Raw genomic sequence first — 18,242 nt, forward strand, 5'->3', positions numbered from 1 at the left:
GCATCGCGGGCTTCCTATAAGAACAACGTTCAAACCGGTGGTTGACGCTCGATGTTATCGGCCTTCCTGGCCTGATGCGCATCGGGACGGATTGTCTTCGTCTGCAATTCAGCACGTAGCTGTGGCAGGCATTGGGGATACTCATGGTTGATGAAGGTGATCAGGCGCTCGCGCACGTGGCAACGAGCGTCCCAGTTGCGGGAGGAGTCCAGTGAACTGAGCAGAATGCGCAGTTGCATGGATTTTTCACTGGTGTCGGTGACCTGGAGCACGCACACGCGACCATCCCATAGATGGGGAATTTCCTCACAGATCTGCTTGACCTGTTCTCGCAGCACATCCAGAGGCAGTGAATAGTCCACCCAGAGGAACACCGAGCCGATCAGGCTTGAAGTGCTGCGGGTCCAGTTCTGGAAAGGCTTTTCAATGAAATAGGTGAGGGGTACCACCAGGCGCCGCTCGTCCCAGATCTTGACGACCACATAGCTGCCGGTGATCTCCTCGATCCGGCCCCATTCGCCTTCCACGATGACCACGTCGTCCAGGCGAATCGGTTGCGATATCGCGATCTGCAGGCCGGCGATAAGGTTGCCCAGCACCGGCTTGGCGGCAAACCCCGCCGCCAGGCCCGCCAGCCCGGCTGAAGCCAGCAGGCTGGTGCCGACCTGGCGCACTGCCGGGAAACTCATCAGGATCAGCCCGCTTCCGAAAAGAATCACCACTACGTTGAGGCAGCGAACCAGTACCCGGACTTGCGTCTGTATCCGGCGCGCGGTGAGGTTGTCTTCAATGTCCAGCGGATTGCGAATGGCGATGGTATCCGCCACCGCCGCCACACAGCGCAAGCCCAGCCAGGTAAACCCACCGACCACCAGCAGACCATTGAGGTGGCGCACGCTGTTGATCAGCGGCAGATCGTCCGGGGCGGACGTCCATACCGACTGTAAGGCCAACAAGGGCATCAGCCACAGGGACGGGCGCTGGGCCTTGGTGATCAGTTCATGGGCCAACAGCATGCGCCGGGCTATGCGCCTGAGCACCGTGATTCCCAGCCAGCGAATGAGCAGGGTCACCAGCACGGCGGCAACTGCCACGATCAGCGTGCTGAGCCAAGGCAATGGTATGCGATCCAGCCAGTTTTCCGGGATCAGGTCCATGAGCACGCCTCGGTCGGTCCAAAACGATACCGACCGGGGCGGTCATCGAGGGTTCCGCCGGCCCGTCTAGTCAGCGGCTTCCAGGAGCCTGGGCAAGGTCGGCCGTGCCGGTTGGGTCGGCCAGGGCACTGGCATTGCGCCGCAGCCCACGGCAGTTCATGACGCACAGGCACGCCTGCAGGACAATCAGCGCCCATGCGTGGCTGTACAAGCCCCAGGCTACCCAGAGCAGGTTGCTCAGGAGAAACAGCCAGAAGCCGGCCATGCGTCGCCGGGGCTGCTGCGAACCGACCAGCCATGCAGCGATCACGGTGGTCAGCATGGCGGGCCATTGAATCAGGTCGATGTAGGCCATGGGTCAGTCCTGATCATCCTCGACCTGATCATCGATCAGTGGTACCTGGGCGTCGTCAAGGCCCCAGCCCGGGTCCTCGTTGCCCGGGTCGTTCACCCGTCCATGGTTGGCCGGCTTGGCCGGGTCGTTGACAAAGGGTACGCCGCTTGGGCCTTGTTGCTCGGTACCTTCGGTCTGTGGGTTCATGGCGGCGTCCTCTCTGGCCAACGACAATGTAGATAGCCTAGGGAGGTCTTGTTCAGGCCAAAGGTTCCCGCCATTGCACCAGGTTGCCTTCCGGATCGAAACCGTCGCAGGCCCGGAAGCCAGGGCCGATCCACTCGGCCGATTCGCTGTCCACGCCTCCACCGAGCATCGGGCTCAGGGTATGGACCAGCGCCAGGGAAGGCACGGGGAAGATCAGTTTCACCGGTACGTCGGTGCGGCGCATGGGCGGTGAGGTAATGTTGAGGTTGTCAGCGACTATCTGGGGGAGCGCATGAAGAACCAGGGAATAATGGGCCGATTCGAGCACGATTCGCCCCTCGACACGGGCCTTGATCGCCAGTCCGGCGACCTGTTCATAGAAGCTGGCCATGCGCTCCAGGTCCTTGGCGAAAAGCAGGGCGCCAGCTTTGGGCAATTCCGACATCGAAAGTCTCCGCTATGGGGAGCTAACCCTACGAAAGGCGCTGTGGCCTGTCCAGTCTAGCGCTCTGTACGAACGCATGGCTGGCTGCGAGACTGTGCGCTTTATGCGCAAGGAACACCCATGCAGAACCGCTTCATCCGCCCCGCGGTCTTAATGCTCGGTGTGCTGGGCTACGGCCAGGCCAAGGCCGAGCTGGCCGTCATCGATTGGCCGCCCGGCTGGCAGGTAGAGCCCGTTCCCGTAGAGGCCGGTAGTGATGTATCGCGACAGCGCGCCGTCAGGCTGGACGCCCAGGGCAACCCCGCCATGGTGGTGGAACTGAGCCAGAGCCCGGTGGAGCAGGACCATGTGGTGAATGTGGCGGGGGTCGTTCTGGAAATGCGCAAGGCGGTGCAGAAGAACTTTTCCCAGGGCGGCTATCAAAGTGCCTGTACCCGGGTGAAGGCTAGCACCCTGAACCAGGTGCCCGCGGCCGAAACCACCTGCACCATTACCCTTAACGGCGGGCATGTGCTCACCCAGACGCTGGTCGCCGCCGCTGGCCCGCTGAAAGCCTGGGCGTTGTCCTACGCCGGCACGCCGGAGGGCTATCGGCTCAACGAGGGCGCGGTGCTGGAGATTCGTAGTTCGCTGGTGTTGGATGCAGGACAGTGACAGGCCCGGCATAGGAGCAGGCATGGCGCGATTTGAACATTTTGGGCCCAACCCTCGGGGGCGAGATTACGCCGTAGGGGATATCCACGGTCACTTCAGTCGGCTGGAGGCGACCTTGAGGCGCGCCCGCTTCGACCCGGCGCGGGATCGGCTGTTCAGCGTCGGCGACCTGGTGGATCGCGGTCCGGAAAGTCCCCGCGCCCTGGAGTGGCTTGCCCAGCCATGGTTTCACGCGGTGCAGGGCAACCACGAGGTACTGACGCGCCAATACGTGGAAGGCGATCCGCAACTGCACCCGGACGATTACCGCAGCAGCGGCGGGACCTGGTTCATGCAGAGCAGCCGCCAGGAGCAGGAACGTTACGCCCTGCGCTTCGCCGAGTTGCCCGTGGCGCTGGAAGTGGAAACCCCGCTCGGCCTGGTGGGGTTGGTTCATGCCCATTGCCCCTTTTCCAGCTGGACCACCTTGCGTGAGTACCTTACCGGCGCCTTGCCCTACGCCGTCGAGCTGGAGGAAAGCTTTCAATGGTCCCGGGCCCGCTTAAAGCAGCGGGATGAGAGCGAGGTACGCGATGTGCGTGCCGTGGTGGTCGGCCATACCCCCCTGCGTCGGCCCCGGCGCCTGGGTAACGTCTGGCATATCGACACCGCCGGCTGGAGCGAGGGCTACTTCAGCCTGCTGGAGCTTGGCCGTCTTCGTGTGGTGCCCGTCTAGCCCGGCTGTGGCCCTGGGCTGGCGCTGGCGCTGGCGCTCGAGCGTGGGCCTGGGAACACCTGGTTGCGGCCAAGCGCCTTGGCGCGGTACAGCGCGGCGTCGGCCGCTTCCACCAACGCCTGGGGGCGGGGCGGCAACGTTTGCTCGAGCCAGGCGTGGGCGCCGGCACTAAGGGTGACCCGGCCATAAGGGCTACCGCTGTGAGCAATGTTCAACCCTTGTACGGCTTCGACGATGCGCTCCGCGACGCGGATGGCACCACTGAGCTCGCACTCGGGCAGGAGCACCAGCAGTTCCTCGCCACCATAGCGCACCACCAGGTCACCTGAACGGCCCACGCAACCGAGCACGGCCTGGCCGACATCGCGAATGCAGGCGTCACCGGCGGGGTGGCCGTGGATGTCGTTGAAAGCCTTGAAATGGTCGATGTCCAGCATGATGATGCCCAGCGGCCGGCCGGCCCGGCGCGCGCGGCCGATTTCCTGGGGCAGGGCCTGGTCCAGTTGGCGCCGATTGGCCAGGCCGGTCAGGCTGTCCTGCATGGCCATCAACTCAAGGGCGGCATGCGCGTTGCGTAGTTCGGCTTCGGTCTGGGTAGTCTGGCGGATCTGGCGAATCAGGAGGGCGCCGAACAGACCGGTGGCACAGAGCAGCAGCAGGATTACCGCCGCCATGCGCAGCAGGTTGCTTCGCCACTGGCTCAATAGAAAGTCCTTGGATTCGGCCGCCATCACCACCACCGGGTAGCGGCTCAGCGCCCGGTAGGCGTACAGCCGTTCAACCCCATCAATGACCGAGGGCAGCATCTGGGTACCTGCGCTGGCCTTGGGCAGCAACTGGGAAAACACCACACCCTTGGCGATGCTGGTACCGATAAGTTTCTCATCGAAGGGGCGGCGCACCAGGATGGTACCGTCGGCCATCACCAGGTTGATGACCCCATTGGGGTCCAGGGTATAGGCGTTGTAGAAACGCCTGAAGTAGTCGACCTTCAGGGTTGCCAGGGCCACTCCGGCGAAACGCCCTTCGCTGTCGTCGATACGCCGTGACAAGGTGATGATCAGATCGCCGGTGGAACGGCTGCGAATGACTGGTCCGAGATGCGAGCCGCTGTCGGCGTGGGTGCGGTGGTAAATGAAATAGTCCCGATCGGCATTGTTGGCGTTGGGCGGTATAGCGTCAGTGGAGCTCACTAGCCAATTGCCCTCACGGTCGTAGATGAACAGGCCGTGCAGTTGTTCCACCGAGCCGGTTAGCCGTTTCATCAGCCGATGCAACCGCAAGCGTTTCTCCGACGTGCCGAGCCCGTCCACTTGCACCCGCTCGACCATGCCTACCAATAGGGTGTCGGCCTCCTCGAAGGTGTGCGAAGCATGCTCGGCCACGGAACGCGCCAGGTTGGAGACATTGTTCTGGGCCGCCGTCAGCGCCTGGTTTCGGGACGTCCAGCTTTGCCAGATATCCAGCCCCACCAGGGAGGACACCACGACGCCTATCAGTAACAGGGCTACCGTAAGCGGGCTGGTTCGCCCTGCCGGGCTGAATGGACGGACGTTTGGCATGGGGGCTCGCTGTACGGATATCAGGCTCGTTCCGGCCCGGCTCGGCCAGGAGGCATGAAGGGGCTGCTCCATGATGACGGTCAGGGCTCTGCGCTGCAACCGCGAGCCGCTTCGCTGCTCAGGCTTCGCCAATGCAACGTTCGCCGCCGCCGAGACTCTCAAGGCAAGACCCATTTCAATGGAAGATAGCCTATGACCCCTCCGGATCCGGATCATGTGCAATGGCTGGTAGAGCGCTCGATGCTCCATGCCGCCAAGCAGCGCGCCAAGCTTTACTCGGGCCAGGCCCGCTTGTGGCAACGGCCGTTCGCCCAGGCGCGGCCACGCGACGCCTCTGCCATTGCTTCGGTCTGGTTCACCGCGTATCCCGCCTCGATCGTGACCCGGGAAGAAGGTTCGGTGCTCCAGGCCCTGGGCGATGAAGCCCTGTGGCACGCTCTGTCGGAAATCGGCATCCAAGGCATCCACAATGGCCCGCTGAAGCTTTCCGGTGGACTGCGCGGCCGCACCCATACGCCAACCATCGATGGCAATTTCGACCGCATCAGCTTCGATATCGACCCGGCGCTAGGCACAGAGGCCGAGCTGGTAGGCTTGGCGCGCCTGGCCGCAGCTCACAACGCGGTGGTGATCGAGGACGCGATTCCTTCCCATACCGGCAAGGGCGCGGACTTCCGCCTCGCCGAACTTGCCTATGAGGACTATCCGGGCTTGTTCCATATGGTGGAAATCCGCGAGGAAGACTGGGGCTTGCTGCCCGAGGTGCCAGCGGGGAGGGATGCCATCAACCTGTCGCCCGCGACCGTGGACTGCCTGCGCGACAAGCATTACATCGTCGGCCAGCTGCAACGGGTGATTTTCTTCGAGCCGGGGGTAAAGGAAACCGACTGGAGCGCCACGCCGGTCGTGGTTGGCGTGGATGGCAAGGCGCGACGCTGGGTGTACCTGCATTATTTCAAGGAAGGCCAACCTTCCTTGAACTGGCTGGACCCCAGCTTCACGGCGCAGCAGATGATCATCGGCGACGCCTTGCATGCCATCGACGTGGTGGGCGCGCGTATCCTGCGTCTGGACGCCAACGGCTTCCTGGGCGTGGAGCGCCGACCCGAGGGCAATGCCTGGTCTGAAAGCCATCCCTTGTCTGTCAATGGCAACCAGTTGCTCGGCGGAGCGATCCGCAAGGCCGGAGGCTTCAGCTTCCAGGAACTGAACCTGACCATCGACGATATCGCGGCCATGTCCCATGGTGGCGCCGATCTGTCCTACGACTTCATCACCCGGCCGGCCTATCAACACGCCTTGCTCACCGGGCGCACGGAATTCCTGCGCCTGATGCTGAAGGAGATGCACCGGTTCGGCGTGGACCCGGCATCGCTGATCCATGCCCTGCAGAATCACGACGAGCTCACCCTGGAGCTGGTGCATTTCTGGACGCTCCATGCCCACGACCAGTTCATGTACCAAGGCCAGACCTTCCCTGGCAACATCCTGCGCGAGCACATCCGCGAGGAAATGTACGAGCGCCTGGCCGGCGAGCATGCGCCTTACAATCTCAAGTTCGTCACCAATGGCGTGGCCTGCACCACGGCCAGCATCATCACCGCCGCCCTGGGGATTCGTGACCTGGACACGCTGACGGACGATGACATCAAGCGAATCCAGCATATCCACCTTTTGCTGGTGATGTTCAACGCCATGCAGCCTGGGGTATTCGCTCTGTCCGGCTGGGACCTGGCGGGTGCCTTGCCCCTACCGGCCGACCAGGTGGCGCACTTGATGGCCGACGGCGATACGCGCTGGATTCACCGTGGCGCCTACGACCTGGCCGAGCTCAATCCCGAAGCCGTGGTGTCCAAGGGTGGCATGCCCAAGGCTCGCAGCCTGTACGGCAGCCTGGTGGAGCAGTTGAAGCGCCCGGATTCGTTCGCTTCCCAGCTCAAGAAGATCCTGGCGGTGCGACGGGCTTACGATATTGCCGCCAGCAAGCAGATCATGCTGCCGGAAACGGAGCATCCGTCGTTGCTGATCATGGTGCACGAGCTACCGGCGGGGCGGGGTACGCAGATCACCGCCTTGAACTTCGGCAACGAGGCCCTGGTAGAGACCCTGCACCTGCCCGGCATTGCTCCCGGCCCGGTGGTGGATATCATCAACGAGCGAGTCGAAGGCGACCTCACCGAAGCTGGCGATTTCACCATCAGTCTGGACCCCTATGAAGGCTTGGCGCTGCGGGTGGTCAGCGCGTCGCTTCCATTGTAGGTAGAGAAGCACCGAAGCTCCGAAAGGCGATATTGCCTCTTTCGCGAGCTTTGCCTAGGGCTCCGCCGCGGCTCCTGCGGGCCTCAGCCGCCGAAGGTGGCCTACTTTGTCGGCACAAAGTAGGCCACCTTCGGATCAAGCCTTCAGCTGGGATTTAGCCACCTTCACCACATTTTCCACCGTGAAGCCGAACTGTGCCTGCAGCTTGCTGATGGGCGCCGAGGCGCCGAAGCTGTTCATGACGATTTTCGCCCCCTGGCCGACATAGCGGTCCCAGCCCAGAGGGCCCGCCTGCTCCATGGCCACCCGGGCGCTGACCGATGGCGGCAGCACGGCATCCTTGTAGGCCTCGTCCTGCTCCTCGAACAGCTCCCAGCAAGGCATGGATACGACCCGGCTGGGGATACCCTCGCTCTTGAGCTGCTCGTACGCCTCCACGGCCAGGCTGAGTTCGCTGCCCGTGGCTAGCAGCAAAACCCGCGGCGCTTCGCTGTCGGCCAGTACATAGGCGCCACGCTCCACGCCCTCGACCGCGCCATAGCGCTCGCGATCCAATGTCGGCAAGGGCTGGCGGCTAAGAATGATGCAGGAAGGACGGTGGGTCTGCTTGAGGGCTACCTTCCAGGCCTGAGCCGTTTCATTGGCATCGCCGGGCCGCAACGTCAGTACGCCTGGCGTGGCGCGCAGCTGTGCCAGTTGTTCGATGGGCTGGTGGGTAGGCCCGTCTTCGCCCACGCCGATGGAGTCGTGGGTGAAGACGAAGACCACCGGCAGTTCCATGATGGCGGCCAGGCGAATGGGCGGCTTCATGTAGTCGCTGAACACCAGGAAGGTGGAGGTATAAGGCCGTAGGTAGCATAAGGCCAAGCCATTGGCGATGGCCCCCATGGCATGTTCGCGTACGCCGAAGTGCAGGTTGCGGCCTTGGTATTGTCCGGCCTGGAAGCTGCCGGCGCCCTCGAAGGTCAGGTTGGTCTTGGTCGATGGCGACAGGTCGGCCGAACCCCCCAGCAGCCAGGGAATGCGCCGCGCATAGGCGTTGAGCACCTTGCCACCGGATTGGCGGCTCGCCACACCCTTGGCGTCGGCGGGGAACGCCTCGATCTCGGCGTCCCAATCTTCAGGCATCTGCCCGGCACGCATGCGCTTCAGGTCGTCCGCCAGCTTCGGCTGCGCGGCTGCAAGGGACGCCAGCGCTGCTTCCCAGGCTTCATAGGCCGCCTGATTGCGCTCGCGCAGAAGTGCCTGGAGCCAGCCCTTGGCGTCTTCGGGGACTACGAACTGACCCTCCGGGTCCCAGCCATAGGCCTGCTTGGCCAGGCGGATTTCCTCGTCGCCCAGGGGTTCGCCATGGGCCGCGGCAGTATTGTGCTTGGTGGGAGCGCCATAGCCGATCACGCTGTCCACCACGATCAGCAAGGGCGCCTGACCGTGGCCGTCGAAGCCCTGGAAGGCTTGCGCCAGGGCTTGGGTGTCATTGGCATCGGTGACATGGAGGGTGTCCCAGCCGTAGCCCTTGAAGCGGGTGATTACATCCTCGGTGAAGGCCAGTTCGGTGTGGCCCTCGATACTGATGGTGTTGTTGTCGTATATCCAGCACAGGTTGCCGAGTTTGAGGTGACCGGCCAGGGAGGCGGCTTCGGCGCTTACCCCCTCCATCATGTCGCCGTCGCCGCAAAGGGCGAAGACGCGGTAGTCGAACAGCGTCTTGCCCACCTGGTTGAAGCGCTCTCCCAGCCAATGCCCAGCCATGGCCATGCCTACGCTGTTGGCGCAACCTTGGCCGAGCGGGCCAGTGGTGGTTTCCACGCCGGTGGTCATGCGGTATTCGGGGTGCCCCGGGGTTTTCGATGACATCTGGCGAAACTGCCGAATGTCCTCCAGGCTCACGGCCGGCTGGCCGGTAGGCTTGCCATGGGCGTCGATTTCCACGACCCCGGCCAGGTGCAGCACCGAGTAGAGCAGCATCGAGGCGTGCCCGGCCGACAGTACGAAGCGGTCGCGATTGGGCCAGTCCGGGTGGTCCGGGTGGTAACGCAGGAAACGACTCCACAAGGTGTAGGCCACCGGCGCCAACGCCATGGGCGTGCCCGGGTGGCCTGAATTGGCCTTCTGCACGGCATCCATGCTCAGGGTGCGGATGGTATCGGTACACAGGCGATCGCGGGCATCGCGGTCGGCTGGGGAGAGGGAGGAGGGTGCTTGCATGGTTGAGGTCCTGAGTCGACGGTAAGTCGATTAGCGGACCGGCGCGCGGCCGGCTCCGTAACCGTGCTGGTTATGGAGCTGACCACGGTGGCTCAGGTGAGTTGCCTCGGATTTACCGTCTGGCCCGAGCCTTGCGCTCGGTTCAGGCCATGCCGGGCAGCTCGTGGGGGCGCAGATCGAACACCAGTACCTCGGCGTTCCTTCCGTGCTCGAGCGTAAGGGCGCGTTCGTTGCGAACACGTACGCCATCGCCTTCGCCAAGCACCTGGCCGTTGAGGGTGACACTGCCCTGCGCTACATGTACGTAGGCATAACGGTTGTCGTCCAGTTCAAGGCGAGCCGCTTCATCGCCGTCGAACAGGCCGGCGTAGACCCGTGCGTCCTGGCGCACTGACAAGGAGCCCTGGGCCCCGTCCGGCGAGATGATCAGGCGCAGCCGCCCACGTTTCTCTTCCTGACTGAAGTGCTGCTGTTGGTAGCGAGGCTCCGCGCCCTGTACAGAGGGTACGATCCAGATCTGGAGGAAGTGGACAGGCGCGTGCGCCGAGTGGTTGAACTCGCTGTGGGTCACGCCGCGCCCGGCACTCATCAGCTGTACGTCGCCGGGGTGGATCACCGAGCCGGTGCCTAGGCTGTCACGGTGCTCGAGCGCGCCTTCCAGTACATAGGAGAAGATCTCCATGTCTCGGTGCGGATGCTGGCCGAAGCCCTTGGCTGGCGCCACCTGGTCGTCATTGATGACCAGCAGGTCTGAGAAACCCTGCTCGCGCGGGTCGCGGTAGGACGCGAAGGAGAAGGTATGAAAGGACTTCAACCAGCCATGGTTGGCTTGACCACGATCAGCGGATTTGCGCAGAGCGAACATGATGTGCACCTCGTTTCAAGTGGGGATGAGTGCAGTTTACTGTCCATGAAAGGCTGTATTAAGTACCTTGAAGCGGCAATACTGTCACACCTATGTTGACAGTTGGGCCGCCCATGAACCCTTTCGAAGACATGCGTTTGTTCGCTCAAGTGCTTGAGTCCGGCAGCTTTACCGCAGCGGCGGAACAGCTGGGCGTTTCCAAGCAACTGATCAGCCGTCGGTTGATGCAGCTGGAGGAGCGCTTGGGCGTGCGCCTGCTCAACCGTTCGACCCGCCGTCTGGACGTGACGCCTCTGGGCCATGCCTACCATGAAGCAGCCCTGCGCTTGTTGGCGGAGGTCGAGCAGGTAGAGCAGAGCATCGCCGGGGAGCACGGACAGCCTCGGGGTACCATCCGCCTCAGCGCACCGCTGTCCTTCGCGGTGGAGCATCTGAGCCAGGTCTTCCCGGCATTCATGCAACGCTACCCTCAGGTCATCCTCGAGCTCGACCTGAGCGACCGCTCGGTGGACCTCTTGGCCGAAGGCTTCGACCTGGCGCTGCGCATCGGGCAATTGGAGGATTCGAGCCTGATTGCTCGACGCATCGGGGAGGTTGAGCGGGTATGGGTATGCAGCCCGGGCTATCTGGCCGAGCGAGGAACGCCGGAAGAGCCCGCCGCGCTGGTCGCTCATGATTGCCTGCCCTATGGTCACGGCCGCACGGTGCAGTGGCGCTTCGAGCGCGAAGGAAAGACCCAGCAGCTTCAGCTAGGGGGGCGTTTGCGGGCCAATAATGGGGAAGTGCTCAGGGATGCCGCCATTGCCGGCCTGGGCATCACTTACCTGCCGCTCTTCATCGTTCGAAAGGCGTTGGAGGAAGGCCGGCTGTGCCGGGTACTGGACGACTATCGCCCCACGCCCCTGGCGGTTTCGGCGCTCTACCCGGCGCACCGGCAAGGGGTGCGCGCGGTACAGGTGCTGGTGGAGTTTCTACGGGTGGCGCTTCAGGACGTGCTTTGAACCTCCAGCCGCGAGCCGGCGCCAGGCCACTCAGTGATGTCGCCAGCGGCTGAGGAAGACCACCAGCCCCAGGGTCGGCAACGCGATGCCGGCCCCGACGATTCCCACCCAGCCCGCGAACTCGTACAGGCTGCTGGCGAAGGCCGAGCCAAGGGCGCCGCCTACGAAGATGCTGGTGACGTAGAGCCCGTTGAGGCGGGCGCGGCTGGCGGCATCCAGGTCATAGATGATGCGCTGGCCAGTGACCATGCTCATCTGTACGGCGAAGTCCAGCAGCACACCGGTCAGCGCTAGCCAGAGCACGCCTGCGGAGGGCAAAAGCCCGAGGCCGAAGGCCACTGGGGCCAGACCCAGGGCCAACAGGCTCGCCGCGCGGCCATGACCCGCATCGGCCAGGCGCCCGGCCAGAGGCGCGGCGACCGCACCCATGGCGCCTACCAGGGCAAAGAGGCCGATCTGACTTTGGCTCAGGCCATGCTGCCGGGACAGCTCCAGGGGAACGGTGGTCCAGAAAAGGCTGAAGGCCGCGAACATCAGGGCTTGGTAGAAGGCGCGCTCGCGCAGGGCGGGATGCTGGCGCAACAGCTGCAGCATGGACCGCAGCAGGGCCCCGTAGCTGGCGGTGTGGCTCGGCTGTCGCGCTGGCAGGGTGAATGCCAGCAGTGCCAGGATCGCCAGCATCGCGGCGGCCGCCACCACGAATACGGCCCGCCAGCCAAAATGATCGGCAATCAGGCTCGCCAACGGACGTGCCAACAGGATGCCCAGGATAAGGCCGCTCATGATGTTGCCGACGACTCGCCCGCGGCTTTGCTCAGGCGCCATGTGCGCGGCCATGGGAATCAGCATCTGCACCGATACGGAACTGAAGCCGATCAGCAGGGAAATCCCAAGAAAGGCATCGGCCCGGCTAGTGGCCGCCGCCGCCACCAGGCTGGCCGCTGCCAATACGAGCGTTGCGAGGATAAGCCGGCGGTTCTCCAGCAGGTCGGCCAGCGGCACCAGCAGGAACAGGCCCAGGGCATAACCAGCCTGGGTCAGGGATACCACCAGGCTGGCCTGATGCGCCGAGAGCCCCACCGCGGGCGCGATCAATTCGAGGATCGGCTGGCTGTAATAGATATTGCCGACGATGGCGCCGCAGCTGAAGGCGAACAGCATGACCAACGCCGGCGTCAGCCGGGCGTTTTCGCAAGGTTGTGAAATCATTGGGAGGTCCGACGCAAGAGTGTGGCTAAACCGGGCGGCACGCCCTGCAAAGCCGCCAAGCATAGCATTGGCGCAGGGCGGTGTCGGCTTTTGGGAGGGTACCTACTAGGCCGACGCTGTCACTGCCGAGGCTGCCAGCAGCTCCTGGGTATAGGGGTGTCTTGGGGAACTGAACAATTCTTCGGTGGCGCCGCGCTCCACCACCTGGCCGTCCTTGAGCACGATCACGTCGTGGGCCAGGGCGCGGATAACGGCCAGGTCATGGCTGATGAACAGATAGGTGAGGCCGTGACGTTTCTGCAACTGGCGCAACAGGTTGAGCACCTGCTTCTGCACAGTACGGTCCAGCGCGGAGGTGGGCTCGTCCAGCAGGATGAGATCGGGCTTGAGCACCAGGGCGCGGGCGATCGCGATGCGTTGGCGCTGCCCGCCGGAAAATTCGTGCGGGTAGCGATGCCGCGTAGCCGGATCTATGCCCACTTCCTGCAAGGCTTGAACTACCGCATCCTCACATTGGCGGGCACTGGCGCGCTGATGCATTTCAAGACCCTCGGCGATGATCTGCGCCACCGACATGCGCGGGCTCAGGCTGCCGTACGGGTCTTGGAAAACGACCTGCATTTTCCTGCGCCACGGGCGCAGCTGCTTTTGGGTCAAGCGTTGCAACTCTTGGCCCTGGAAGGCGATGACGCCCTCGGACGCTATGAGCCGCAGGATGGCTTGACCGAGGGTGGACTTGCCGGAGCCGGACTCGCCGACGATGCCCAGGGTCTTGCCGTGCTGCACCGACAGGCTTACGTCATCCACCGCCCTGACATGGCCCCAGGGGCGGCGGAACAGGCCCCCGCCCAGGGCATACCAGACCCTGAGCCCATCCACTGCCAACACAGGTTCCCTGGGTTCCAGATCCAACGGCTCGCCGGCCGGCTCCGCATCCAGCAGTAGCCGGCTGTAGGGATGCCGGGGGGCGCTGAACAGCGTGGCGCAGTCTGCCTGTTCAACTGATTCCCCGGCCCGCATGACACAGACCCGCTGGGCAATGCTGCGCACCAGGTTCAAGTCATGGCTGATCAACAGCAGGGACATGCCGAGCCGCTGCTGTAACGATTTCAACAAGGCCAGGATCTTGCGCTGCACGGTTACGTCCAGAGCGGTGGTAGGCTCGTCAGCGATCAGCAGTTCAGGCTCGCACGCCAAGGCCATGGCGATCATCACCCGCTGGCGCTGGCCGCCCGACAACTGATGGGGATAGGCGCGCAAACGCGACCTGGGATCGCTGATGCCGACCAGCTCCAGCAATTCGAGAATGCGCGCCCTGGCGGCCTTGCCCGCAACGCCACGATGCACCAGCAGGGTTTCGCCGATCTGCCGTTCAACGGTATGCAGCGGGTTCAGGGAGGTCATCGGCTCCTGGAAGATCATGGCGATGCGGTTGCCGCGCAGCTCGCGCAGGCATTGATCGCTGGCACCGATCAGTTCCTGCCCGTGGTAGCGGATGCTGCCCTGCACATGGCAGGCGTGGGCTGGCAAAAGACCAAGAATCGAATTGGCGGTGACGGATTTGCCCGATCCGGACTCCCCGACGAGGGCCAGGCATTCACCAGGGCCTATGTCCAGGCTTAGATTGCGTACCGCCGGCTCGCCATTGAAGGCCACCCACAGGTCACGAATTTCGATCAACGGCTCGCTCATGGCAGGCTCCGGTCAGGCGCGGGGGTCGAAGGCATCGCGCAACGCCTCGCCGATGAACACCAGCAGGCACAGGATGATGCCCAGCGAGAAGAAGGCGGTCAGGCCAAGCCAGGGCGCCTGCAGGTTCTGCTTGCCCTGGCTGATCAGCTCGCCCAGAGAGGCGCTGCCGGCGGGCATGCCGAAACCGAGGAAGTCCAGCGCGCTCAGGGTAGTGATGGCGCCTGTGAGAATGAAGGGTAGGTAACTCAGGGTCGCGTTCATGGCGTTGGGCAGGATGTGCCGCCAGATCACGGTACGGGTCGGCAGCCCCAGGGCCCGCGCCGCCTTGACGTATTCCAGGCTGCGCCCACGGAGGAACTCGGCCCTGACGACGTCCACCAGTGCAAGCCAGGAGAACAACGTCATGATCCCCAGCAACCACCAGAAACCCGGTTCGACGAAGCCGGAAAGTATGATCAGCAGGTACAGCACCGGCAGGCCGGACCACACCTCTTGCAAGCGCTGTCCCAGCAGATCGATCCAGCCGCCGTAGTATCCCTGCAGCGCGCCCGCGACAATGCCGATCAGCGAGCTCAGCACGGTCAACGCCAGGGCGAACAGGATCGAGACACGAGCTCCGTAGAGCACCCGCGCCAGTACATCCCGGGCCTGGTCGTCAGTGCCCAGCCAGTTGCTCGAGCTCGGTGGGCTGGGGGCCGGCCGGGACAGCTCGTAGTTAGGCGTATCCGGGCCAAAGGGTACGGGAGGAAAAAGCATCCAGCCGTCGCGGTCGGCGATCAGTTTGCGCACGTAATCGCTACGGTAGTCGGGTTGGAACGGCAACATTCCGCCCAGTTCCTGCTCGGTGTAGCGCACCACCACCGGAAAACGATAATGGCCGTCGATCTTGACCAACAGAGGCTTGTCGTTGGCTACCAGTTCGGCACACAGGCACAGCGCGAACAGCCCGGTGAACAACCAGAGGGACCACCAGCCACGGCGGTTCTTGCGAAAGCGCTCCAGGCGCCGGCGTGCCAGGGGAGACAGGCGCATCAGGCATTCCTCGAAAAATCGATGCGCGGGTCGACCAGCCGGTAGCAAAGGTCGCCCACCAGTTTGATGAGCAGGCCGAACAGGGTAAAGATGAACAATGAACCGAACACCACCGGGTAATCCCTGGATACGGCCGCTTCATAGCTCATGCGGCCTAGCCCGTCGAGGGAGAAAATCACTTCCGTCAGCAGCGAGCCGGCGAAGAACACGCTGACGAACGCTTGGGGCAATCCGGCCACCACTACCAGCATCGCATTGCGCCACATGTGTCCGTAAAGCACCCGGCGCTCGCTCACGCCCTTGGCCCGAGCCGTGACCACGTATTGGCGAGTGATCTCATTGAGGAACGCATTCTTGGTGAGGATGGTCAGGCTGGCGAACCCGCCGATGACCAGGGAAAGCACGGGGAGCACCAGGTGCCAGAAGTAATCGGCCAGCTTGCCCAGGGTGGACAGCTGCTCGAAATCTTCGGACACCAGCCCGCGCACCGGGAACCAATTCAGTCCGGTACCGCCGCAGAACACTACGATCAGCAGCATGGCGAAAAGGAAAGAGGGCATGGCATAGCCGACGATCACCGCGCTGCTGCTCCAGATATCGAAGGCGCTGCCATGGCGCACGGCCTTGCGGATACCCAGCGGAATGGATACCAGGTAAGTGATGAGCGTGGCCCAGAACCCCAGGGATAGTGTGACCGGCATCTTGTCCAGGATCAGATCGGTAACGCGAGCGCCGCGGAAGAAACTGGTCCCAAAGTCGAATCGGGCGTAGTGCGTCAGCATCAACCACAGCCGTTCATGGGCCGGCTTGTCGAAACCGTACTGGCGCTCGATTTCCTTGATCAGTTGTGGGTCCAGGCCGCGGCTGGCTCGGGAGCTGCCTTGGGCGACGTCAGCGTTGCCGCCGTTGCCAACGCCTTGCAGACGGGCGATGGCCTGCTCCACCGGCCCGCCGGGAGCGGCCTGAACGATGATGAAGTTCACCAGCAAAATCACCAGCAACGTTGGCAGGATAAGCAGTAACCGGCGCAGAATGTAGAGCGTCATCGGGCCGCTCCCGCGTTGCGTTCGGCCATCTGCGCGGTGGTCAGCGGGGTAGGGCTGATTTCCCACCAGGTTTCAGGGGCCTCGTCATAGGCTGCCTGGACCTTGGGAATGCCGAAGCGGTTCCACCAGACCGTGGACGTCCCAGGCGGGTAATAGTTGGGGATCCAGTAGTGGTTCCACTGCAGCACACGGTCCAGCGCGTGAGCGTGGTCCATCATGGCCTGGAAACTGTCGGCCTTGACCACGCCGTCGATCAGATGGTCTACCGCCGGGTCGCGTAGCGCCATGTAGTTGCCGGACCCCGTGTCCGTGGCCGCGGCTGAGCCAAAGTAGTTGTACAGTTCCAGGCCCGGCGATGCGGACACCGGATAACCGGTGACGATCATGTCGTAGTCCCGGGCCATCAGCCGGTTCAGGTATTGCGAAGGGTCGATGCGGCGGATCTGCATGTCGATGCCGATTTGCGCCAGGGTCCGCTTGTAAGGCAGGAGGAGGCGCTCGAGGCTGGCCTGGGCCTCAAGAAACGAAAAGCTCAGCGCCTGGCCATCGGCGTTGACGAGGTGGTCACCGACAGGGTGCCAGCCGGCCTCGGCCAGTAGTTGCAGCGCTTGAAGCTGCTTGTCCCGGATGAAGCCGCTGCCATCGGTTCTGGGCGCCTGGAACGGCTGGCCGAAGACCTCCGTCGGTACCTGGTCGCGCAAAGGTTCGAGGATAACCAGTTCCGCGGGGGTGGGCGGCGCGGTGGCCGCCAGCGGGCTATTGGAGAAGTAGCTTTGCTGGCGGATGTACAGGTTGCGCATCAGCTGGCGATTGCTCCACTCGAAATCCCAGAGCATCGCCAGGGCCTGGCGCACCCGCCTGTCCTGGAAGACAGGGCGGGACAGGTTGAAGACGTAGCCTTGCGCTGGCTGCAATCCCTTGGGCGCCAACTGTGCCCTTTGCAGACGGCCGTCTTCCAGCGCCGGGCCGGCATAACCGATGGTATAGCCGGTGGCCGAGAACTCGCGATTGTAGTCGAAGCCGCCGCCGCGCAGCACCTGCCGGGCCACGTCGATATCGGCGAAGTATTCCACGCTGAAGTGGTCGAAGTTGAACATGCCCTTGGCTACGGGCAAATCCTTGCCCCACCAGTCGGGGTTGCGTTCCAATGTGAGGCTGCGGCCGTTATCGACCTTGCCGACCCGGTAGGGGCCACTCCCCAGCGGCGGCTCGAAGCCGCCACCATTGGCGAAGTCCCGGCTTTGCCACCAGTGTTCGGGGAATACCGGAAGGGCCGCCAGGTCCAGCGGCAGGGTGCGGCTGTCCCGGTTCTTGAAGTCGAAGCGCACCCGGCGATCACCCTCTACCACGACCTGGGACACATCGGCGAACTGAGCGCGGTAACGAAGGCTGCCCTGGGTCATCAACAGGTCGAAGGTATAGCGCACATCTTCGCCAGTGATGGGCGAGCCATCCGCGAAACGCGCCCTGGGGTTCAGGAAGAACCGCAGGCTCAGGCGGTCGTCGCTCAGTTCCATTCCCTCGGCGACCAGGCCGTAGACGGTGTAGGGTTCGTCCAGGGAGCGCACCGCCAAGGGGGCATACACCAGGCCGTCGATCTGGGAAACGCCGATTCCCTTGTCGATATAGGGCATCAGATGGTCGAACTGGCCGATGTCCATGGCCGCTCGCCGCAAGCTGCCACCCTTGGGTGCGTCCGGGTTGACGTAGTCGAAATGCCGAAACTGCGCGCCATATTTGGGCGCCTCGCCGTACACCGTCAGGGCATGCAGGGGCGCGGCGACTACCGGCGCGGCGGCCAGCGCAAGGGCGCAACTGATAAGCAGGAAAACCGATCGCATGGAAGGCCTTGAGCG

General features: G+C 63.6%; 16 protein-coding genes. 4 read left to right on the plus strand and 12 right to left on the minus strand.

What is annotated here, in order from left to right:
* Positions 1 to 29: 29 nt before the first annotated feature.
* From ACP691_RS07075 to ACP691_RS07090, 4 genes are all read right to left on the minus strand, one after another.
* Positions 30 to 1,157 (minus strand): mechanosensitive ion channel family protein, encoded by a 1,128-nt coding sequence (locus tag ACP691_RS07075; RefSeq protein ID WP_426198920.1) that lies wholly within the window; start codon positions 1,155 to 1,157, stop codon positions 30 to 32.
* Between the two features lie 70 nt (positions 1,158 to 1,227).
* Complete coding sequence (locus ACP691_RS07080; RefSeq protein WP_426198922.1) at positions 1,228 to 1,512, minus strand: hypothetical protein; 285 nt, start codon at positions 1,510 to 1,512, stop codon at positions 1,228 to 1,230.
* A gap of 3 nt (positions 1,513 to 1,515) precedes the next feature.
* A complete protein-coding gene (locus ACP691_RS07085) occupies positions 1,516 to 1,698 on the minus strand; it encodes a hypothetical protein (RefSeq protein ID WP_426198924.1) in 183 nt (60 codons plus the stop codon).
* A 52-nt stretch (positions 1,699 to 1,750) separates the two neighbouring features.
* A complete protein-coding gene (locus ACP691_RS07090) occupies positions 1,751 to 2,143 on the minus strand; it encodes a hypothetical protein (protein WP_426198926.1) in 393 nt (130 codons plus the stop codon).
* A gap of 120 nt (positions 2,144 to 2,263) precedes the next feature.
* Here ACP691_RS07090 and ACP691_RS07095 point away from each other — a divergent pair, with 120 nt between their 5' ends.
* Positions 2,264 to 2,797 (plus strand): DUF4946 domain-containing protein, encoded by a 534-nt coding sequence (locus ACP691_RS07095; protein ID WP_426198928.1) that lies wholly within the window; start codon positions 2,264 to 2,266, stop codon positions 2,795 to 2,797.
* Between the two features lie 22 nt (positions 2,798 to 2,819).
* On the plus strand, positions 2,820 to 3,512 hold the full coding sequence (locus tag ACP691_RS07100; protein WP_426198930.1) for a metallophosphoesterase: 693 nt from the start codon (positions 2,820 to 2,822) through the stop codon (positions 3,510 to 3,512).
* Here the strand turns inward: ACP691_RS07100 and ACP691_RS07105 are convergent.
* Complete coding sequence (locus tag ACP691_RS07105) at positions 3,509 to 5,074, minus strand: sensor domain-containing diguanylate cyclase (RefSeq protein ID WP_426198932.1); 1,566 nt, start codon at positions 5,072 to 5,074, stop codon at positions 3,509 to 3,511. The two genes, ACP691_RS07100 and ACP691_RS07105, sit on opposite strands and share 4 nt — an antisense overlap.
* Before the next feature lie 192 nt (positions 5,075 to 5,266).
* Here ACP691_RS07105 and treS point away from each other — a divergent pair, with 192 nt between their 5' ends.
* Positions 5,267 to 7,333: a maltose alpha-D-glucosyltransferase gene (treS, locus tag ACP691_RS07110; RefSeq protein ID WP_426198934.1), complete on the plus strand. Its 2,067-nt coding sequence runs from the start codon at positions 5,267 to 5,269 to the stop codon at positions 7,331 to 7,333.
* 135 nt (positions 7,334 to 7,468) lie between these two features.
* Here the strand turns inward: treS and tkt are convergent, their stop codons facing one another.
* Positions 7,469 to 9,541: a transketolase gene (tkt, locus tag ACP691_RS07115; RefSeq protein ID WP_426198936.1), complete on the minus strand. Its 2,073-nt coding sequence runs from the start codon at positions 9,539 to 9,541 to the stop codon at positions 7,469 to 7,471.
* 142 nt (positions 9,542 to 9,683) lie between these two features.
* Entirely contained in the window at positions 9,684 to 10,406 is a 723-nt protein-coding gene (locus tag ACP691_RS07120) for a pirin family protein (protein ID WP_426198938.1), read from the minus strand.
* 113 nt (positions 10,407 to 10,519) lie between these two features.
* Between ACP691_RS07120 and ACP691_RS07125 the strand changes: the two genes are divergently transcribed.
* On the plus strand, positions 10,520 to 11,407 hold the full coding sequence (locus ACP691_RS07125) for a LysR family transcriptional regulator (RefSeq protein WP_426198940.1): 888 nt from the start codon (positions 10,520 to 10,522) through the stop codon (positions 11,405 to 11,407).
* 30 nt (positions 11,408 to 11,437) lie between these two features.
* On the opposite strand, the gene ACP691_RS07130 is transcribed toward ACP691_RS07125, so the two are convergent.
* From ACP691_RS07130 to ACP691_RS07150, 5 genes are all read right to left on the minus strand, one after another.
* On the minus strand, positions 11,438 to 12,616 hold the full coding sequence (locus ACP691_RS07130; protein ID WP_426198942.1) for an MFS transporter: 1,179 nt from the start codon (positions 12,614 to 12,616) through the stop codon (positions 11,438 to 11,440).
* Between the two features lie 105 nt (positions 12,617 to 12,721).
* Complete coding sequence (locus tag ACP691_RS07135; protein WP_426198943.1) at positions 12,722 to 14,308, minus strand: ABC transporter ATP-binding protein; 1,587 nt, start codon at positions 14,306 to 14,308, stop codon at positions 12,722 to 12,724.
* 12 nt (positions 14,309 to 14,320) lie between these two features.
* The gene (locus ACP691_RS07140) at positions 14,321 to 15,343 is read right to left on the minus strand and encodes an ABC transporter permease (protein ID WP_426199629.1); all 1,023 of its coding nucleotides are present in this window, start codon (positions 15,341 to 15,343) and stop codon (positions 14,321 to 14,323) included.
* Positions 15,340 to 16,386 carry a microcin C ABC transporter permease YejB gene (locus ACP691_RS07145; protein ID WP_426198945.1) on the minus strand — a complete coding sequence of 349 codons (1,047 nt, stop codon included), beginning with the start codon at positions 16,384 to 16,386 and terminating at the stop codon, positions 15,340 to 15,342. Before ACP691_RS07145 ends, ACP691_RS07140 begins: the two co-directional genes overlap by 4 nt.
* Positions 16,383 to 18,227, minus strand: a complete 1,845-nt coding sequence (locus ACP691_RS07150; protein ID WP_426198947.1) for an extracellular solute-binding protein — start codon at positions 18,225 to 18,227, stop codon at positions 16,383 to 16,385. Before ACP691_RS07150 ends, ACP691_RS07145 begins: the two co-directional genes overlap by 4 nt.
* Positions 18,228 to 18,242: the final 15 nt, after the last annotated feature.

The sequence above is a fragment of the Pseudomonas sp. DC3200b2 genome (genome assembly GCF_049895785.1).
In the GTDB taxonomy this organism is placed as follows: domain Bacteria; phylum Pseudomonadota; class Gammaproteobacteria; order Pseudomonadales; family Pseudomonadaceae; genus Aquipseudomonas; species Aquipseudomonas massiliensis.

What these genes read in the sequence shown, in the direction of transcription:
- ACP691_RS07075 (WP_426198920.1), bottom strand. Translation starts at nt 1,157, where the DNA reads ATGGACCTGATCCCGGAAAACTGGCTGGATCGCATACCATTGCCTTGG.
- ACP691_RS07080 (WP_426198922.1), bottom strand. Translation starts at nt 1,512, where the DNA reads ATGGCCTACATCGACCTGATTCAATGGCCCGCCATGCTGACCACCGTG.
- ACP691_RS07085 (WP_426198924.1), bottom strand. Translation starts at nt 1,698, where the DNA reads ATGAACCCACAGACCGAAGGTACCGAGCAACAAGGCCCAAGCGGCGTA.
- ACP691_RS07090 (WP_426198926.1), bottom strand. Translation starts at nt 2,143, where the DNA reads ATGTCGGAATTGCCCAAAGCTGGCGCCCTGCTTTTCGCCAAGGACCTG.
- ACP691_RS07095 (WP_426198928.1), top strand. Translation starts at nt 2,264, where the DNA reads ATGCAGAACCGCTTCATCCGCCCCGCGGTCTTAATGCTCGGTGTGCTG.
- ACP691_RS07100 (WP_426198930.1), top strand. Translation starts at nt 2,820, where the DNA reads ATGGCGCGATTTGAACATTTTGGGCCCAACCCTCGGGGGCGAGATTAC.
- ACP691_RS07105 (WP_426198932.1), bottom strand. Translation starts at nt 5,074, where the DNA reads ATGCCAAACGTCCGTCCATTCAGCCCGGCAGGGCGAACCAGCCCGCTT.
- treS (WP_426198934.1), top strand. Translation starts at nt 5,267, where the DNA reads ATGACCCCTCCGGATCCGGATCATGTGCAATGGCTGGTAGAGCGCTCG.
- tkt (WP_426198936.1), bottom strand. Translation starts at nt 9,541, where the DNA reads ATGCAAGCACCCTCCTCCCTCTCCCCAGCCGACCGCGATGCCCGCGAT.
- ACP691_RS07120 (WP_426198938.1), bottom strand. Translation starts at nt 10,406, where the DNA reads ATGTTCGCTCTGCGCAAATCCGCTGATCGTGGTCAAGCCAACCATGGC.
- ACP691_RS07125 (WP_426198940.1), top strand. Translation starts at nt 10,520, where the DNA reads ATGAACCCTTTCGAAGACATGCGTTTGTTCGCTCAAGTGCTTGAGTCC.
- ACP691_RS07130 (WP_426198942.1), bottom strand. Translation starts at nt 12,616, where the DNA reads ATGATTTCACAACCTTGCGAAAACGCCCGGCTGACGCCGGCGTTGGTC.
- ACP691_RS07135 (WP_426198943.1), bottom strand. Translation starts at nt 14,308, where the DNA reads ATGAGCGAGCCGTTGATCGAAATTCGTGACCTGTGGGTGGCCTTCAAT.
- ACP691_RS07145 (WP_426198945.1), bottom strand. Translation starts at nt 16,386, where the DNA reads ATGACGCTCTACATTCTGCGCCGGTTACTGCTTATCCTGCCAACGTTG.
- ACP691_RS07150 (WP_426198947.1), bottom strand. Translation starts at nt 18,227, where the DNA reads ATGCGATCGGTTTTCCTGCTTATCAGTTGCGCCCTTGCGCTGGCCGCC.